The 17,208-nt window shown below is 61.5% G+C and carries 21 protein-coding genes; 20 read left to right on the top strand and 1 reads right to left on the bottom strand.

The window, feature by feature from the left end:
* From ACFWEM_RS33775 to ACFWEM_RS33680, 20 genes are all read left to right on the top strand, one after another.
* The gene (locus ACFWEM_RS33775) at positions 1 to 375 is read left to right on the top strand and encodes a hypothetical protein (RefSeq protein WP_378540018.1); all 375 of its coding nucleotides are present in this window, start codon (positions 1 to 3) and stop codon (positions 373 to 375) included.
* Positions 362 to 691, top strand: a complete 330-nt coding sequence (locus ACFWEM_RS33770) for a hypothetical protein (protein ID WP_378540017.1) — start codon at positions 362 to 364, stop codon at positions 689 to 691. Before ACFWEM_RS33775 ends, ACFWEM_RS33770 begins: the two co-directional genes overlap by 14 nt.
* Positions 692 to 694: 3 nt before the next feature.
* Complete coding sequence (locus ACFWEM_RS33765) at positions 695 to 946, top strand: hypothetical protein (RefSeq protein WP_378540016.1); 252 nt, start codon at positions 695 to 697, stop codon at positions 944 to 946.
* Entirely contained in the window at positions 943 to 1,353 is a 411-nt protein-coding gene (locus tag ACFWEM_RS33760) for a hypothetical protein (RefSeq protein WP_378540014.1), read from the top strand. The genes ACFWEM_RS33765 and ACFWEM_RS33760 overlap by 4 nt, the downstream gene beginning before the upstream one ends.
* Positions 1,354 to 1,438: 85 nt before the next feature.
* Complete coding sequence (locus ACFWEM_RS33755; RefSeq protein WP_378540013.1) at positions 1,439 to 1,960, top strand: hypothetical protein; 522 nt, start codon at positions 1,439 to 1,441, stop codon at positions 1,958 to 1,960.
* On the top strand, positions 1,957 to 2,268 hold the full coding sequence (locus ACFWEM_RS33750) for a hypothetical protein (protein WP_378540011.1): 312 nt from the start codon (positions 1,957 to 1,959) through the stop codon (positions 2,266 to 2,268). Before ACFWEM_RS33755 ends, ACFWEM_RS33750 begins: the two co-directional genes overlap by 4 nt.
* An 80-nt stretch (positions 2,269 to 2,348) precedes the next feature.
* Positions 2,349 to 2,660, top strand: coding sequence for a hypothetical protein (locus ACFWEM_RS33745; protein WP_378540010.1), 312 nt, complete (start codon positions 2,349 to 2,351; stop codon positions 2,658 to 2,660).
* Entirely contained in the window at positions 2,653 to 3,192 is a 540-nt protein-coding gene (locus ACFWEM_RS33740) for a hypothetical protein (RefSeq protein ID WP_378540008.1), read from the top strand. Before ACFWEM_RS33745 ends, ACFWEM_RS33740 begins: the two co-directional genes overlap by 8 nt.
* Before the next feature lie 179 nt (positions 3,193 to 3,371).
* The gene (locus tag ACFWEM_RS33735; RefSeq protein ID WP_214885319.1) at positions 3,372 to 3,575 is read left to right on the top strand and encodes a hypothetical protein; all 204 of its coding nucleotides are present in this window, start codon (positions 3,372 to 3,374) and stop codon (positions 3,573 to 3,575) included.
* A 14-nt stretch (positions 3,576 to 3,589) separates the two neighbouring features.
* Entirely contained in the window at positions 3,590 to 8,008 is a 4,419-nt protein-coding gene (locus tag ACFWEM_RS33730; RefSeq protein WP_378540006.1) for a phage tail tape measure protein, read from the top strand.
* Positions 8,001 to 8,897, top strand: a complete 897-nt coding sequence (locus ACFWEM_RS33725) for a phage tail protein (RefSeq protein WP_378540004.1) — start codon at positions 8,001 to 8,003, stop codon at positions 8,895 to 8,897. The genes ACFWEM_RS33730 and ACFWEM_RS33725 overlap by 8 nt, the downstream gene beginning before the upstream one ends.
* Positions 8,897 to 10,495 carry a phage tail protein gene (locus ACFWEM_RS33720; protein ID WP_353798821.1) on the top strand — a complete coding sequence of 533 codons (1,599 nt, stop codon included), beginning with the start codon at positions 8,897 to 8,899 and terminating at the stop codon, positions 10,493 to 10,495. The genes ACFWEM_RS33725 and ACFWEM_RS33720 overlap by 1 nt, the downstream gene beginning before the upstream one ends.
* Positions 10,496 to 10,527: 32 nt before the next feature.
* Entirely contained in the window at positions 10,528 to 11,577 is a 1,050-nt protein-coding gene (locus ACFWEM_RS33715) for a hypothetical protein (protein WP_378540002.1), read from the top strand.
* Between the two features lie 9 nt (positions 11,578 to 11,586).
* Positions 11,587 to 12,636, top strand: coding sequence for a hypothetical protein (locus ACFWEM_RS33710; protein WP_378540001.1), 1,050 nt, complete (start codon positions 11,587 to 11,589; stop codon positions 12,634 to 12,636).
* A gap of 11 nt (positions 12,637 to 12,647) precedes the next feature.
* Positions 12,648 to 13,445, top strand: coding sequence for an N-acetylmuramoyl-L-alanine amidase (locus ACFWEM_RS33705; protein ID WP_378539999.1), 798 nt, complete (start codon positions 12,648 to 12,650; stop codon positions 13,443 to 13,445).
* On the top strand, positions 13,442 to 13,708 hold the full coding sequence (locus ACFWEM_RS33700) for a hypothetical protein (RefSeq protein WP_378539997.1): 267 nt from the start codon (positions 13,442 to 13,444) through the stop codon (positions 13,706 to 13,708). The genes ACFWEM_RS33705 and ACFWEM_RS33700 overlap by 4 nt, the downstream gene beginning before the upstream one ends.
* A gap of 5 nt (positions 13,709 to 13,713) precedes the next feature.
* A complete protein-coding gene (locus ACFWEM_RS33695; protein WP_378539995.1) occupies positions 13,714 to 14,100 on the top strand; it encodes a hypothetical protein in 387 nt (128 codons plus the stop codon).
* On the top strand, positions 14,097 to 14,399 hold the full coding sequence (locus ACFWEM_RS33690) for a hypothetical protein (RefSeq protein WP_214885336.1): 303 nt from the start codon (positions 14,097 to 14,099) through the stop codon (positions 14,397 to 14,399). Before ACFWEM_RS33695 ends, ACFWEM_RS33690 begins: the two co-directional genes overlap by 4 nt.
* Positions 14,399 to 15,961 carry a hypothetical protein gene (locus ACFWEM_RS33685; protein WP_378539993.1) on the top strand — a complete coding sequence of 521 codons (1,563 nt, stop codon included), beginning with the start codon at positions 14,399 to 14,401 and terminating at the stop codon, positions 15,959 to 15,961. Before ACFWEM_RS33690 ends, ACFWEM_RS33685 begins: the two co-directional genes overlap by 1 nt.
* A gap of 47 nt (positions 15,962 to 16,008) precedes the next feature.
* A complete protein-coding gene (locus ACFWEM_RS33680; protein ID WP_378539991.1) occupies positions 16,009 to 16,395 on the top strand; it encodes a hypothetical protein in 387 nt (128 codons plus the stop codon).
* 53 nt (positions 16,396 to 16,448) lie between these two features.
* Here the strand turns inward: ACFWEM_RS33680 and ACFWEM_RS33675 are convergent, their stop codons facing one another.
* Positions 16,449 to 16,880, bottom strand: a complete 432-nt coding sequence (locus ACFWEM_RS33675; protein ID WP_378539989.1) for a hypothetical protein — start codon at positions 16,878 to 16,880, stop codon at positions 16,449 to 16,451.
* Between the last annotated feature and the right edge of the window lie 328 nt (positions 16,881 to 17,208).

Here is a 17,208-nt window from a genome sequence, read left to right as displayed (position 1 = left end):
ATGAATCCATTCGCAACAACCACGGACATCGAGAACGCGTGGCGCACCTTGTCTACAACGGAGAAGGATTGGGCCGGTCAACTTCTTGACGCCGCGGCGCGGTGGATCTACCGCAACTCCACGATCACTGACCCGCTCGACGGCGATGCGAAACTCGTTTCCATCGCCGTCGTGAAGGGCGCCCTGATCGCGGGGGAACATGCCGGACACTCGGCGTACTCGAAGGCGTTGGGCCCTCGCTCGCGGTCGGGCACTCTCACCAATCCCGATGCCGCTCTCGTATGGGCTGACTGGATGAAGGAGCAGCTCGGCATCGACGTCCGCGGTGGCCCGCGTGGTTACTTCGGGGATGGAGGTTTCCGTGAGCGATGGTGAAACCGTCACGATCCGTCCCGGGGTGAAGCTCGATTCGAACCAGAATCCAGTCGCTACCACTGGAACGACTTTCAAGATTGATGGTTGCGTCGTCGAACCTCTCGGCTCGGACGAGTCGACGGACTACGGTCGCAACGGAACTGCGACCCGGCTCAAGATCTACGCACCAAATCCGGTCGGTCGAGCCATCACCGCCACCGATGTCGCAGTTGTCCGTGGCCTCGACTGGCAGATCGAAGGCGATGCCGACCTGTGGATCGACGACGATCCCGACCTGTCGGGTCCGGTGTTCACGATCTATCGAGGCAAGGGGTGATCCATGGCGAACCAGCCGTCCTTTCGCCTCAATCGCGGCGGCGTTCGGGAGATTCTCCGTAGCCCAGAGATGGCAGCGGTCATGAACGACGCTGCCAGACAGGTCGCCGAAAAGATCGGTGACGACGCCGAGATCAGTGAATACACCACCGACCGCCAGGCCGCGTCCGTATCCATCCCGGCGCACCTGCAAGCGACAGACGGCGCACTCACACGGGCAGCGGCGTCTGTCGGCTTGGAGGTGAAGGTCAAGTGAGCGAACCGATTCGCGTTCCCGCCGATCCCTCACGAGTCATCACGGACTACCTGACGGCGGAACTGCCCGCCCTCGCGTCACCGCCATCGCTCACGGTCAGTCGAGGTATTCCGGACGACTGGACATTCGGCAGTTCCGCGCCCCATGTCGGAGTCTTCGACGACGGCGGACCAACGCGATGGCCGATCATCACCGAGCCGCGAATCAGAGTGACCGTGTGGCACTCAGGGCGCGACGCTGCCCGAGAACTCGCCGCGCTCGTGTGCGGGATTCTCATGTGCCGCACAGTGCCTGGCGTCGCGACGATCACCGATCCATCCGGAATCCTCGACGCGCGCGACCCTCACAACCGCGGCCTGATGGCATCATTCACCGTTAAGGTGCAGGCGCGCACGATCACGCTGTAACGCAACACATTCCACCACCCCTCCGGGTGGAGAACCCGCACGGTTCGAATCCAACTCATCACGAACCCGAGAGGGGTTATTTGTCATGGCAAGAGACGCCGACAATGTCAACATCTGGCGCGACGCGTGGATCTACGTATCCGCCGACGCGACCCGACCCACCCTGCCCACCGACATCGACGCCGCCATGCCGGCCGGATTCCTCGACGTCGGCTTGCTGAACGGCGACGACGGTATCGCCGAGGAGCGCTCGAACTCCGAGACCAAGGCGTACGGCTGGGGAGCCGGCCTGATCAAGAAGTCGTTCAAGGACTTCGAGGTCGGTGGCACGTTCTCAATCCTCGAGGACAACGAAGTCACCCGCGCGATCATCTTCCCCGGCTCGACCGCGACGAAGATCGTCATGCCGAAGCCGGTCTACCGGTGGCTCGCATTCGAGACCCAGTCCGACGTCGAGGCCGCTGAGCGTCAGTTCACCACGAAGCTTGCGCAGCTGTGGGTGCCCAACAACAACCGCAACGAGGCGGACATCACGAAGTGGGAAGTTCAGTACTCCCTCTTCGCCAACGGAGCTAACGAGCTCTTCGATCGGCAGGTGGCGGCATGAGCGATCTCGTCAAGGTCAAGTTCATCAAGGATCGCGGTCGTCGACACGAAGGTGATGTCGTCAGCTACGACCCGATTTCGGCTGAACACCTTCTGCGTGAGGGCTTCGTCGAGGAGTACGTCGAGAAGGTTCTCGGCCTCGACACCGCCCCCGAATTCGCGGAGGTTGTCCGGCCTGTCGATCCTTCGCTGCCGACTGTCGTCTTCAACGAAGGTGGCACCGCGGCCGATGACGCCGTATCGGATGACGCTGACCCGAAGCCTGTCCGCGGCAAGACCTCTCGTCCAGTCAAGTCGGACGAGTCCTGATCGTCACCCCGGCCCTCTTCCGTGCGGGTTCAGGGCCGGGGTGATTCCCAGATAACCCGTACCAAAGTTGAGGAACCCGCATGCAGAAACCGAGTGAAGACGAAATCCGCTCCTTCGCAAAGAAGATCGGCGCTGTCGACGGGAACGGTGACTACACCGAACCGCGCAACAAGCTCGCCGCCGGCGCGCTCGAGTACCGCAAGGAACACGCGAAGCAGGCGGACGAGCAACCCGACGGAACGACAGCCGAGCAGCTCCACCGACTGGCGGAAGAGCTGAGCCCGTTGTTCGACCGCGAGGTTGCACTCGATCTCCTCGTAGCCATTGCGCCCGCCCTCGTCAGACGACAAGGGCTTCAGTTGAACCCGAAAGGAACCCGCACCCATGAGTAACCGAAACGATCACGACTACGAAGAAGGCGGAATCGAAGGCGAGGCCGTCGACGGATCTTGGGGTAAGGACCTCGACCGACGCGACCGACGCGACCGACGTCGCGAACCGGAGCACGACGACTATGAGAACGAAGACGTCGACCCGGACATCAACGAACCGCAGGTTGTTCGGCGCCGCCCGCCGAACCGTCGCGAGCGCCGCTCTGCCGGTCGCATTCCGCGCGACGCGCCTCGGCCGCAGGATCGAAAGGCTCCGCGCAAGTCGGCCGCTCGGCGCGAGGTCGAGGGTGGTGAGATCTCGATCGACTTCTGGGGTATGACGTTCACGACCGATCAGACGGACCCGCTCGAATGGGACGAGGATGTTGCGATCGCGTACGAGCGCAACCAGTTCGGTGTGTTCCTTGCCGCTCTCTTCGGGCAGCAGACGTACTTCAGGTATACCGTCTCGGACCCGAAGCCTCGACGCTCGGACACACTCGAACTGTTCAAGCTCGTCGCCAAGGAGCTCGGCGGAGACGCGGGGGAATAGCGGGCCTCCTCCAACTTCTGCGTGACGACGAGTTGCGCGACAAGGTGGAGGCCGACCTTTCTCAGTATCACCACCTCCGACTGTCGGACCTCTGGCGATTCGACGAGGATGGCTGCCGACGTCTCACTCTTCGCGAGGTGTGGGTGAGACTTCGGCGGCTCCCAGGTGAATCAGCGCTGGTGACGCACTTCAACGGCGGCCGGCCACGCTGGGATGACGAGACATACCTGCTCGCCGATCTCATTCACGTCATGTCCGGCAAGCCTCACCCCGCGCGTCCGAAGCCCGTCAAGGTGAAGCCTTCGGACACCTCACGGCGCGAGCAGATCAAACGCCAGTACCGCCAACGTAAGCGGATCCCCGCTGGTCGAAAAACTCCATAGAGACGAGGTGCCTTGTGGCGACAATCGGCTACGCAACCCTTCCGATCATCCCCAGCATGCAGGGCATCTCCGGCAATCTGTCGCAGTTGATCGGTGCGCCGATCGTGGCGGCAGGTCAGCGTGCGGGCCAGGACGCCGGGCGTGCGGTCGGCCGAGGAATGGCCGGCGGCATGTCCGCCTCGCAGTCAACAGTCGAGGCCGCGTCGGCAAAGCTGGCTGCAGCGCGCGGCAAGGAAGCAGATGCCGCCGGCAAGGTTCGCGTCGCCGAACTGAAGCTGCAGGAGTTACGCGACAAGGGAACCGCGACAGCGTCTCAGATCGCGGCAGCCGAGGAGCGCCTCGCGACGGCAGAGCGCGGCCGAGACACTGCTGTCTCCAACAGGTTGCGCGCGGTCAACGATCTCACTCAGGCGCGAGCGCGCGCGGCTAACGGCGCCGACGAGGAAGCGGATGCGATCGACGATGCCACGGAGGCACAGGAACGCAACGCGGACGGTGCTGTCGATCTCGCGAAGAAGCTCGGCGGCCTGGCTATTGCTGCAGCAGGCATCGGATCTGCAATGGACCTCGCGATGCAGGGTCTCGACAACGACATGGTCATGGACAAGTTGGCTGCATCCCTCGGCGCAAGTCCAGAGCTTGCCAAGGAATACGGCGAGTCTGCAGGTCGCCTGTATCGCTCTGGGCTCGGTGAGTCCATGGACGATGTTGCAACTGCAATCGCTTCTGTTCAAACATCTTTCAAGACCCTCGGCTTCGAGGGTGAAGTATCGATGGACAAAGCCGCCGAGCGGGCGATGAACTTCGCCAACACCTTCGATCAGGATGTCAGTGCATCCGTTCAGTCGGCCGCTCAATTGGTCAAGAATGGGCTTGCCAAGGATTCGACCGAGGCGTTCGATCTCATGACCGCCGCCGCGCAGCGCGTTGGACCAGCAATGCGGGACGAGCTTCCGGAGCTGATGAACGAGTACGGAACCTTCTTCTCGTCGCTGGGATTCAGTGGCCAGGAAGCCTTCGGAATGCTGGTCAATTCGTCCGAGCAGGGCGCCATCGCCATGGACAAGGTCGGTGACGCTCTCAAGGAATTCGGCATCCGCGCAACCGACATCGGCGACACCGCGGCCATGGACACCTTGACTGAGTTGGGACTGAACGCCACCGACACCGCCAACGATCTCCTGGCTGGAGGCGACGCGGCAAAGACTGCATTCGGTGACATCATTAGCGGACTCCAGAAGATCGAGGACCCGTCCAAGCAGGCCGCAGCAGCCCTGGCCGTCATCGGCACTCCGATGGAGGATCTGAACAAGGTCGAACTCCCGGCGTTTCTCGACTCGATGTCGGGCGCAGGCGACGCCATGATCGGATTTGAAGGCTCTGCCGATCAGATGGGCGCCACCCTCAATGACAATCTCGGCTCGAAGATCGAGAGCATCAAGCGAACAGTCCAAGGGTTTGCATCTGACGCGATCATGGGTCTGATCAACGGATTTACCAACCTTGGTACCGGCGCGACGAATCTGTGGAACAACCTCGGTCCCGTCAACGAGATCTTCTCGCAGGCGAAAGATACTGTCTCACTGTTCATCGGCACACTCACCGGCGAGGGCGCTGACGTCGATCTGCCGTGGATGAATACGGTGATCGATCTCGGAACACGCGTCCGCGGCGCGTTCGACGAAGTCACGGGCGGATTCACTGCCTTCAAGAACGCGTTCGTTGACGGAGGTAACGAGGTCACGTCGAGTGGTTTCGCTGGATTCCTCGAGCAACTCGGAATCTACGCCCGAGACATTGCAGACACGTTCAATATCACCGTCATGCCCGCGATCCGCACCTTCGGCGACATTGCAATGGACGTGGGTTCGGTAGCCCTGCCACTGATTTTTGACGCGATCGTGCTCGTGAAGGACGTACTGGTAACCCTCGGTGAAGGAATCTTCGCGGTCGTCAACTTCTTCAAAGAGCATCAGGATGTAGCGATTGCTCTCGCGGGAATCCTTACGGCATCACTACTTCCCACATTGATCACGATGGGCATCACCCTCGCTACCCAGGCGGGATTGTGGATTGCCCAAACAGCTGCACTGACTGGGTACGTCCTCATTCAGGGCGCAGCGAACACTGCAACGAAGGTGTGGGCGGCAGGTCAATGGCTCCTCAATGCCGCATTGAGCGCGAATCCCATCGGCATTGTTATCGGCGTCCTAGCTGGTCTCGTTGCGGCAGTCGTGTTGGCGTACAACCATTCCGAGACTTTCCGAAATATCGTCCAAGCGGCGTGGCAGGGAATCCAGGATGTCATCTCGTTCGCCTGGAACAATGTTGTTCAACCCGTCCTCGGATTCTTCGCAGATCGGATCCGTGAAGTCGGAACAGTGGTGACGTTCTTCTACGACAACGTCGTCAAGCCATACTTCGAACTCGTCGGAACTGTGATCTCGACCGTGATCGACGGCGCAAAGCTGGCGTTCGGGGCCTTTATGGATTCCCTCAAACTAGTGGGAAGTTTCTTCTCCGACACGGTCGACGGAATCAAGTCGGTCTGGTCGAGCCTCTACGGGTTGCTGGCCAAGCCGATCAACTTCATGATCAACACCGTTTGGAACGACGGAATCCTCAAGGCATGGAATGTCGTAGCCGAGTTCCTGCCAGGGCTTTCGCCGGCTGCTCCGCTCGCGGGAATCCCTGAGCATGCAACCGGTGGACGGATTTCCGGCCCTGGAACCGGAACATCGGACGACGTGTTGATGTGGGGATCGAACAACGAGCACATGCTCACCGCGCGCGAGGTCCAACTTGCCGGTGGACATAACGCGGTCTACGCGATTCGCGACATGATCATGCGCGGCGTCCCGTTTACATGGGATGGCGGGCAGATCATCCGAGATCTCGGACGGGGCAACGTCAACGCGTACGGCGCTCAGGTTGCTCAGCAGGGTCTCGGCAATGTCGACCCGCAGGGGATGTTCGACTGGATGCTCCCGAAGTACAAGGACGGCGGCGAGATTCGACCAGCGTGGGAGTCGCAGCTCGAGAACGGTCACCGCGCGGCGAAGATGCGCAACGGCAATCCGTACACGTGGGGCCATGAGGACTGCTCGGGCTACATGTCGATGATTGCCGACGCGATCATCAACGGCGGCGACGGCGTTCGTCGCTGGGCCACTGGGTCATTCCCTGGTGGCCAGCCATGGGTTCCCGGACTGGGCCAAGGTTTCTCGGTCGGCGTTCACGACAATCCTGGTGGGCCTGGCGGTGGACACACTGCGGGAACGCTGACAGGTGTCGGACCGTACTCGACTGTCAATGTCGAGTCCGGTGGCGCACACGGCAATGTGGCATACGGTGGCCCCGCAGCAGGTGCCGACAGTGGTCAATTCGTCGGCGTCAGCCCAGGTCAGTACCACCTCGCCATCGGCGCAGACGGAGCGTTCGAATCCGGCGGCGGCGGAGGTGGCCCGAGTCCGGAGCAGAAGCAGGATTTCCTGCAGCGCAAGATCGCGGACATCTTCGACAAGGCACTCAATCCGGTCAAGGACACTATCGCTAGTGCGATCGGTTCCCCGCCACCGGAATTGCTCGGCATCCCGCCGACCTTCCTCGACACAGGCCGTGACAAGGTGTCCGGATTCCTGGCGGACAAAGCGCTCGCTCTTGGCGACTTGCTGTCGAGCGCATGGGACAAGGCGAAGGATCTCGGCAGCAAGCTGACATTCGGACTCTTCGACCAGGGCGGCCTCGCAAGTGGCACTGGCTTCATGCCGAAAAACGTGATCGCCCCCGAGCGAGTGCTGTCGCCGGCAGAAACGAAGGCATGGGAACTGCTGGTTCCGCACCTCGTTTCACTGGCACCGGCACTCGAGCACTTCGAGAGCGTTGTCACCTCACCGGCATTCACGAGCGCTCAGAGCTTGCTCGCGGATGGGGAGTTTACGCCCGGTTTCCGCGAGTCGTTCGGCGTCGAGGAATCGTCGCCGATCGTCAATGCGGTTCTCGGTGTGCGTGATCAGCTCAAGGGGATCGTGCCTGATCTGTTCGGCACCACTGGTGCCGCCGCGGGGGAAGCTACCGGCGAGGTTGATTCCCTCGGCGCTGTCGAGCCTGGAATGGAAACAGGGCCGTCGGAACCTATCGGCGGCGCCGGTGTGGCGTCGTCGTACGGCGAAGGCACAGAGGGCAATCCCGAGGCCGACAAGTGGACCGAGTGGGCGCAGAACGCCGGCAAGCAGTGGGAGGACTACTTCAAGGACAACTGGAAGGAAATGCTCAACACCGCTGTCGGCGTGGGCCTCGGCGGTCGCGGGGGTAGCGGCGACACGTTCAACATCAATGGCAGCAATGACACGCAAATCGCACGCGTGATCCAGCGCAACCAGCGCCGGAAGTCATTGGCGCAGCAACGGTCAGGAGGTTTCGGACGTGGCTAGCATTCTCGAATCCGAGGCCACCAAGTTGGTGTACATCGGTCCACCGAAAGCGGACGGCGCTCCAGGTAAATGCTGGCACCTGGCGGGCCCGAACGCGGGCGACGAAGGCGTGACTCTCGAGAAGGGGATGAAGGGTCACGTCTTCGCGTCGCTCGGTCTGCTCACCTCCGAAGGGGCCAAGCAAGACGGGGCGACGTTCCTAAGATCAGTGCGCGGCAAGCGTGAATTCGACATGCCAATCCTGATCGAAGGACGGAACTTCCGTGAGTTCTTCTCACGGCACGACGAGTGGTGGCGCGATGTAGAAGCCGACCGCCCCGGGCATCTCGGGTTCTTCACCCGCTACAACGGGTGGAGCTTCTCCCAGGTGCAACTCGACTCGGGGCCGGAGCCGCTCGGCGATGTCGACCCGGCGGGCGATTGCAGTGAGACCTACCTGATGGGCGTCACTGCCATGGATCCGGCGTATCGATCGTTCGACGAGCAGGTCACCTGGAAGAACGACCTCGGTTCCGGCACAGGCAAGGTGAATGTCCGGAATGCGGCCGGCATGGTTCAGTGGCCGACCTACACGATGAACGGCCCTGGGCGCTGGTGGATTCAGGACCCCATCGACGATCCCGATGCCGTTCGGATGGTCGCCACACCAATGCTCGAAGTGGGGGAGACCCTGCGAATCGACACCGGCAAGCGCCGTCCTACGGCTCGCGTCTATTCCGCGACAGCAGGTTTCAACGGACGCAATGTGTGGGGTCAACTCAAGGGCCGCCGCTGGCTGTATCCAATCCCGCCCTGGACGAGTAAGGAGATCATCGTGCGCGTCGAAGGTGGCACCACTGCATCGAGTTTCATCGCCACTGGCACGCCTCGTGGCGCGAGGCCTTACTGATGACGGCGCCTGTATGGGATCCATATGTCGAGTCACGCCGGATGGATCAGGCGTACATCGACGAGCAGCAGAAGTGGCGCGCGCCGGAAGCGTATGTGCGCATCTGGTCGAAGACCATGGTCGAGGAGGGCGTCGAGGGCTCGTATCTGAGCCTGCAGCATGGCAAGAAGCGCAACAAGGTTGGCGCACTGGCGATGACATTGCCGCACGACACTCAATTCCGTGACCTGCTTCTGAACAATCCTGATGGCGAAGACGCCATGATTCCGATTACTTCGGACACCACCGGCGCGCGATGGTCCGGCAAGGTCGACCGCGTTGCACTTCTACGCGACAAGGATGGCACCGAGACGATCGAAGTGTCGGCGCTGTGCGACTGGAACCACATCGCGACGACCTGCCTGTGGGCTTCACCCGGAGGCTCGCTGTACGCGCAGCTTCCGCGTCACGATTTCAAGATCGGCCCGACTGCAACCGTCGTCACGTCATATCTGTCGACGAACATCGTGTACCGGCAGCAGAACGGGGCCGTGTTCCCCATTGCGGTAGTACCGGTGAACGCGGCAACCGACACGACGAAATGGTGCGGCGGCGCAGCGAGATTCGACATGGCCTCGCCATTCATCGATCGGTGGCTCGACGACGCAAACCTGGTACTCACCGCCGAGATGTTCCTGCCTGAAGAGGATGAACAGCCGGCGCCCGAGTACTTCTGGCTCGAGGTCCCGACCATCGTCATCCGCATCAAGGACAAGTCAGGTGTCACCGGCCCCACAGGTACAGCACTCGACGGCCTGATCTCCTGGGTCGAGGATCTGCTCGAGGATGGCACCACGCCGGTGAGGTACCCGAACTTCGGCGCCGAGTTCGACTACGAGGACGACAAGGCGTACGGCAAGACCGGCATCCTCGGCACACACAAGGCGTTGCCGTGGGTGTGGTATTTCCAGGACGAGTTCGACGGCATCGGGGAATCGGAGATCGCAGTCCACAAACCGATGGCCTCTGACATCTATGTCGGCGGCCGATCTCCGTCGTACGTGAACGCTGCCATCGAAATCGCCATCAAGCAGATGCTCTCATTCCTCGGAATGTTGATCGGACTGCCCGGCCTCGATGCGTTGTATCGCGGTCAACTCGACGACGTCTTCTTCGCCTTCGATGTCGGCATCGACCGCGGACGAGTGCAACGCTCGGGTCCGTACAGATGGAGAGATCACTTTGTCACCGGATCCGAAAAGGCGTTCACCATCGATGGGCAGATGGCGAAACTGCAAGGTCTGCACGACACTCGCGGCTACACAAGCCACAAGGTCACCGTGCATGACAACGCGCCGTACATCTACGGCTTGCATATGGAGAACGGCGATCAGATCGGTTTCCAACTCGGTGACCTGATCTTCACCGACTACATCACCGAGGACTTGTTCACCGACAACCGCACTGTCGCAGGCACGTGGACGCTGACGATCGGCGATGGCGCCGCCGACGAGGATCCGACCGTCATGGGTTGGAACCGTCTCGGGCAGCTCGCGAACGTGATCTCGGTTCTCTCGAAGGACGTGGGCATGGAAGCCGACTTCTTCGGACTCTTCTAACCGAACCCGCACAACGCCGACAAGGAGGCCCTGTGTCTGACGTGACATTTTCGGCGAAGGTAACTATCTCGCGAGAGGTGGATCCGTACGGACTTCCTGTCACGACCGCCGACGTCGAGGTTGACGAATACGCCGCGGCGTTACCTCTCCCGGCCGGGCGTGAAGGTCCACAGGGGTCGCGCGGCCGACCGAAGCCGACGTGGCGCAAGCGCGGATCCGTGACGAACGCTTCGGCTCTGGCACTGCTCGATCCGGCCGACCGTGAATATGGGCATTGGTGGCACAATCTCGCTACGAATGGCATGGAAACGTGGACCGACATCGGCTGGGTTTCTTCGCCGGGAGCTGTCGGCCCAGAGGGTCCGCGGCCAGGCCCGTATTCCTTGTCTGCCACCGGTACGACGTCGGAACCAGCGCTCACGGTGGCAGGTGCGCAGATCGTCGACGGGTCCGGACCTCAGCAATTGAAGGTCACCGTGCCGGCAGGTGCAAAGGGAGGCAAGGGTCCGATTGGTACGGCCGGCGACATCGTCGAATCGGCCGACTACGACGACACCTTGGGGCCTTCCAACGGTTCGCTTTTCGGATGGAATCGCGGAACCAAGAAGTTTCGGCCATTGCCCTTTCCGAACGGGTTCGGGCCCTGGCAGAGTGCGGATGCTGACTTCCGCGATGACGAGGCAGGCATTGTCGACGACGTTCGGACCATGGGGTCGTTGACCATTCCGCCTCAGCCGTTCGCGTGGCGCCCCTACGTGTACGGAATGTGTCGTGCCGCGGCGGGCGGCACCCGAGGTCAGTCCTTTGTTCACGCGCATGTGCGCATGAACACGACCGATGGGGTGGTGGTGGCCTATGGCATCAACCCCTGGTGGGACGCGATCGCGGGCACGATCGGAGGCGAGGTCTTCATCCGACCTTCTCTCTCGCGTAACGCTTCGACTGGGCTCACCGCAAGCGTTGTCCCCGCCGGCGTTCCGGTGACTCTGCTGCTGACGATGGAGCGACAGTCCATGGCGAACGCCTGGAAATGGTGGAAGTCGCCCGGATATCTCTCCTGCTACGCACTACCAGTGATTTGAGGATATGAAATGGCCACGGTCGGTGAATACATCGCAACAGTCGTCATGCGCGGCGTCGACGACGGCGTCGGACTCGAGAACACCGTCAACAGTTTTCAGGTCACACCCCGCGAAGGGCTGCTCGAGCTCCGTGCCGGGAATCCGGGCGGGCCGGGTCCAGAGGGGCCGGCTGCGTACCCGTGGAAGTGGCGCGGTGACATTGTCGACCGGACTGCGCTCGATGCCCTTCGCCCCACTTTGGGGATTGCGCATCGCGGCTTCGCGTACCGCCTCGTCTCCGAAAACTCGGTGATGTACTGGGATGGAGAATCCTTCTACCCCTTCGTGAATGCGTTCGGTGCCGAAGGGCCTGCAGGGCAACCGACCGCGCTGAGTATCGGCACTGTGACTACGTTGGCGCAGGGAGCATCTGCGACGGCCACCGTGACAGGTGCGCCACCGAATCAGGTACTCAATCTCGGAATTCCTCGCGGTGGCCCCGGACTGCAGGGCGATCCGGGCGGGCCCGGTCCGATCCGAACCGCTCCGGACTACGACGACAGTGTTGCGCCGGTGCAGGATTCGGTCCCGTCGTGGAATGCCGCAACGAACAAATGGAGGCCGCTCGCATACCCAGCGTGGCGTGGGCCTTGGGTCGTCGGCGAATCCGCTTTCGGCACCGCGTCCAATATCTCGGGCACGACCGCCACAGTCGCGTCGATCTCGATTCCGGCGCAACCCTTCGCGTGGCGCCCGTTCGTACAGGGCGGCGTGTGGTCGATGCCGAATGGCGCAGATGGAACCCAACGCATCGATGCCGAGGTACGCCTCGGTTCAGCGACAGGACAGATCGTCGCGATCGGGCCGGGTGTTGCATTGAAGTCCTACACGGGCTGCAGCTTCCGACCGCACTTTCGTTCCGGCACTTTGGATCCAAGCTCCACTGTCGGCGTTGTCGCCGCGGGAGCAACCACAACTCTTCATGTCGTCCTCACCCGCCAGGGCAGTTCGTCGACATGGTCGTACCTCAACAGTGGAGCCGAATTGAGCGTATGGGCTCAACCGTTCTACGCACCGTAAGGAGATTGAAAATGACATGGACAGGAGATCCCGTCTGGCTCGCAGATGTACTGCGGGCAGAGGGAATCAAAGTCGTCGAATACCCCGGCTGGAAAGACCGCGGACACGGCGACATGGGCACGATCTGGGGTGTCGTCGCACACCACACCGGCAATAATCCACCCGGTAACAACCCCGGCTACATCGCGAACCATCCGAGCCTCGGCTTGTGCTCGCAGATCCACCTGTCCCGAGACGGTGTTGCCACCGTAGTCGGTGTGGGTGTCGCCTGGCATGCCGGTAGCGGATCGTATCCGGGCTTGCCTACGAACGGCGCGAACGAACGCACCATCGGCATCGAGGCAGAGAACAACGGCACCGAAGGTTGGTCTCCTGCGCAGTACGACGCGTACGTGCGTTGCTGCGCCGCAATCCTCCGGAAGGTCGGTCAGCCCGCCTCCCATGCGATCGGCCACAAGGAGTGGGCTGGTGCAGCCCAAGGTAAGTGGGATCCCGGCGGAATGGACATGAACAAGTTCCGCGCAGACATTCAGGCTCGACTCAATGGCACTAACCCCAACCCTAACCCTGGAGGCTTTCTCATGGCTTTGAACGATGATCAGCAGAAGACGATTTTGACGGCGGCGGAACGTATCAACGGTGTGGTGCGCTCCCGCAAACTTCCTGTTGGGCAGTCGGATCCGGTGGCGTATCCCCATGGCGGGGCCGCAGTGCTGGATGCCGCAGATGGGGCGTTCATTGTCGGCAAAATCGACGGATTGAAGGCGAGCGTCGACGCCCTTACCGCGGCGATCAAGGCGGGTAAATGATGGGGGAGCATTCGAAGCCTGATGAGGCGACACAGTCTCAGTATCCGTGGCGCGCGGTTGCTCGTACGGTGGTGGCGTTTCTGATTGCGATTCTGCCGGCGGTGTTGGCGGCGTTGACGGATGCCTCGACAGCGACGCAGTCCACAGCCTTGGCTTCGGCGATTCCGATTATCGCGGGTGTGACGAAGATTCTCGCGAATCCGACTGTCGACGCGTTCCTGAAGCAGTACCTGCCCGCACTAGCAACCACTCCCAAGGGCTGAGCGGAATGTCAGGGGCGCGAATCGTCTCCCTGATCATGGGACTGATGGCGATCGTTGTCGGCGCTACCTATTGGGGGCCAACCGAGTGGGTGCGTCGACCACTTCCGCCAAATCAAACGTCGATCGTGGTCATGGTCGAGTCGATCGGACCCGTGTGGCCGGTGATCTTCACAGTCACAGGTGCAGCATTGGTGGTCGCCTCACTGCTCGGAAGGTATGTCGTCGCCGCGCACGTGCTCGGCATCTTTGGGTGGATGTTCTACGGCGCAGCAATCATTGTCGGAGCCGTGCTGTCTGAGCCGCCCGCGCCGATCGTGACCGGGCTGATCGCAATCGGAGTCGCTGGAATCCACTTCGGAATGACCAGGGCCCATCAGGAGGTCGGTGAGTGAGTGCAGAATCCTTGGGAGTCATCCTCGCTCTGATTGTCGCATTCGGCTCGGCGCTCGCCGGAGCCGTGACGGCATGGAAGCGCGCACCTCAAGACAACATCGCAACATTATCCACCCGTGTTGGCGCCCTCGAAACGAAGGTCACCGAACGTGACAATGTGATCGACCACTTGGACCGCTGGCAACTCGCTGCCCGCACTTACATTGCGCAGCTTCGGAACACTCTGGCAGACAATGGCATCGAGGTTCCATTGCCGCCTGCCGATCTGGAGATTGCACCTAGGGGAGGTGAGCACTGATGGCGACACTGCAGCCTGCGAAGTACGGCAAGGTGGTTGGGCGACTGCTGGCTGTCGTGGCGGACGGGCCCGACGAGGACGAGTACCCAGTTTCAGGAGGGTTCCCGGATGCCGTGCCCGTTCAAGGCTCGGTGACGTTCACGCCGCGAGCGACGCAAATCCTTGTCCCACTGGCAACACCGTCGCCAGTGACCGCGTTCCCGACACCGATCACCGCGCAACTCGACCAGAACGGCTACCTAACCCACAACGGCAAAAAGGGCGTCTTCCTTCTCTGCCCGTCGAGCGCCACCAATCCGCCAGCCTTCACATACTCGGTGAGCTACAACCTCACCCTCGACGGCGCGGTGATCAGCTCGACGAAGTTCGATCTCGAGATCGTCGAGTATGCCCCCGGCCCGAACTCGTCTGACCCTGACACCGGCTCGACTGCCGTCGATCTGACGCTCGTCACCCCGGTCTACCCAACCCCGGGAACGCCGATAGTGCGCGGACCAAAGGGCGACAGCATCACCGACATCACCCTGTCCGGGGACGGATCCGCGCTCGTCTTCCATATAACAACCGAGACGGGGATGGTCACCGAACCGGTCGCCATCCCCGCGCTCGGCGACCTCACCGAGGCGGTCGGTGAGGCCGAAGACGCCCGCGACGCCGCGCAAGGATTCGCGGGAACATCGGCGGGGCACGCGTCCGACGCCGAAGAGTTCAGCGACTCTGCGGAAGGTTTCGCCACTTCGGCTTCGGCATCCGCCGATGCGGCACACATTTCCGAACTGGCAGCGCAAGGTCACGAAGAACAGGCTGAGCACTGGGCGGAAGTCGCCGCCGACGTTGTCTCGTCCGGCGTGCCCGATGCCACCGCATCAACGAAAGGCAAACTCAAGCTCGCTGGCGACCTGGGTGGGACGGCCGACGCTCCGACCGTTCCGGGACTTGCGGACAAGTCGAATGTCGGCCATGCACACGCGATCGGCGATATCAGTGGCCTTACCGTGGCACTGTCAGGAAAGTCGCCAACGGGTCACACGCATGCCTCGACGGAAATCTCGGACTCGACAACTGTCGGTCGGAGCGTCATCAAAGCCGCCGATGCTGCCGCGGCACGGTCGACGATTGGAGCGGGCACCTCGAGCCTGGCGCTCGGCACTACCGGATCCACTGCCGCTGCGGGCAATGACTCGCGGCTCACAGACACTCGCACGCCGACAGCGGGAACGTCACCGTACGACATCACTTTCTTGGCGCAGTCCGGAAACAGGGCAACAGGACTTGGAGATGTGCCAGCAGGAATCAAACTGCGACGCGCAGTGACCTTCTCTGAGGTGCTGTTCCATTGCGAGACTGCGGACGCGTCGGGGAACTTGGTGGTGGAGGTTCGCAAGAATGGTGTGGCAGTGCCTGGTACTTCGACCACGATTGCTGCAGCGAATCAGGTTGCGGGCGGCACATCGACAGGTACATGGGCATTCGCGGCTGGAGACTTTCTGACCATCTACGTCACCGCCGTGGGAACCACCCCAGGCAAAGGCGTGACCGCTGAGCTGAAAGGCCTTGCCTGATGTCACACATTTTCGTTCGAGCGGGAAGCTCGTTCACGCCATCCGGTATGACGAAGAATGGAACCTACAACTCGTCGACTAACGACACATGGCTCACTGTCCCGGCCTGGACGGCGGACGCGGGTTCGACGGTATCCGGCAACGGTGTCGTCGCGAACGGTTCTAAGTCGAACGCAGTGGTGTCAGGTCAGCTCAGTATCAACAACTCCGGAATCTTCTCGTTTCCGGGAAGCGTTCGACTGCTTGTCGACGCCGCGGTCGTGAAGACACTGACAGGTGTGAACCTCGCGGTGGGGGCAAACCTTGTGCCGATCGTCGCGGATGTGAGTCCGGTCGCGGCAGGACAGATCGTGACGATTCAGTATTCGATCGCGAGCTACGCCGGGTATGCCACTATCGCCTCCGGTGTGAATACGTACGTCCGCATCACCTGACCTCTGCACGACAAAGCCCCCACCGAGAGGTGGGGGCTTTTCGTCGTTTTCATCTACCGCGTGCCGGTAGATGTCACTGCCGCTGCAAATCGTCTGGCATCGCCCTCTTGCTTCGGCTTGGCCTCCACAACGACAGCCTGTCCGTCCGCAAATTCGACGGTAACGTAGACGTTGTTGGATTTCTTCTTGGCCATGGCCCCAATGAGGGTTCCGACGCCGGGGGCAATGATCGTGCCGACGACCATTCGGGTGCCGGTGACACGTCTTTGAATTCCGCCTATTTCAACAAAAGCGCGGGCTCCCGCCGTCGGGTATTGGACACCCTCAAATTCGATGAATTCCCTGCCAACGGATATGCCCTCAAAGGATGTGACGGCAACATTTCGAGCTGCCGATTCCTTTGCGGACCTCTTTGCCTCTTGGCGAGCGGCTTCGATCCGTGCGCCCTCGGCTGCCTGCTCTTTGACCCAGTCCTTGAATCCCATGCGCGTATCAAACCAGACGGACCGTATGCGACAGGCATGTCAGTCGGTCAATACCTGGCGATTGACTACCGAATATCAACGACAGGGGGTTGTCTTGCACTAGGTGGGAGCGGACAGTTTTCGGACAGTGGGGAGGTTTTTTGAGGATTATTGAGGGTGGATGACGTTGAACGGAATGCCTGGCCAGGATCAAATATTGACAAATTTCCAGGCGATATGCATGCATTCAGACAGGGTTCGAAACCCTCCGCGCCCACGAAAGCCCCTCATCTGCGAGTGCAGGTGAGGGGCTTTTTTGTGTCGAGAATCCAAGCGTCCTTCGCGAGAG

Origin of the sequence: Rhodococcus sp. NPDC060176 (assembly GCF_042728675.1) — a bacterium.
Classification (GTDB): domain Bacteria; phylum Actinomycetota; class Actinomycetes; order Mycobacteriales; family Mycobacteriaceae; genus Rhodococcus_F.
Note: the sequence above shows the minus strand (reverse complement) of the source record. Positions and strands in the feature narration are given on the sequence as shown.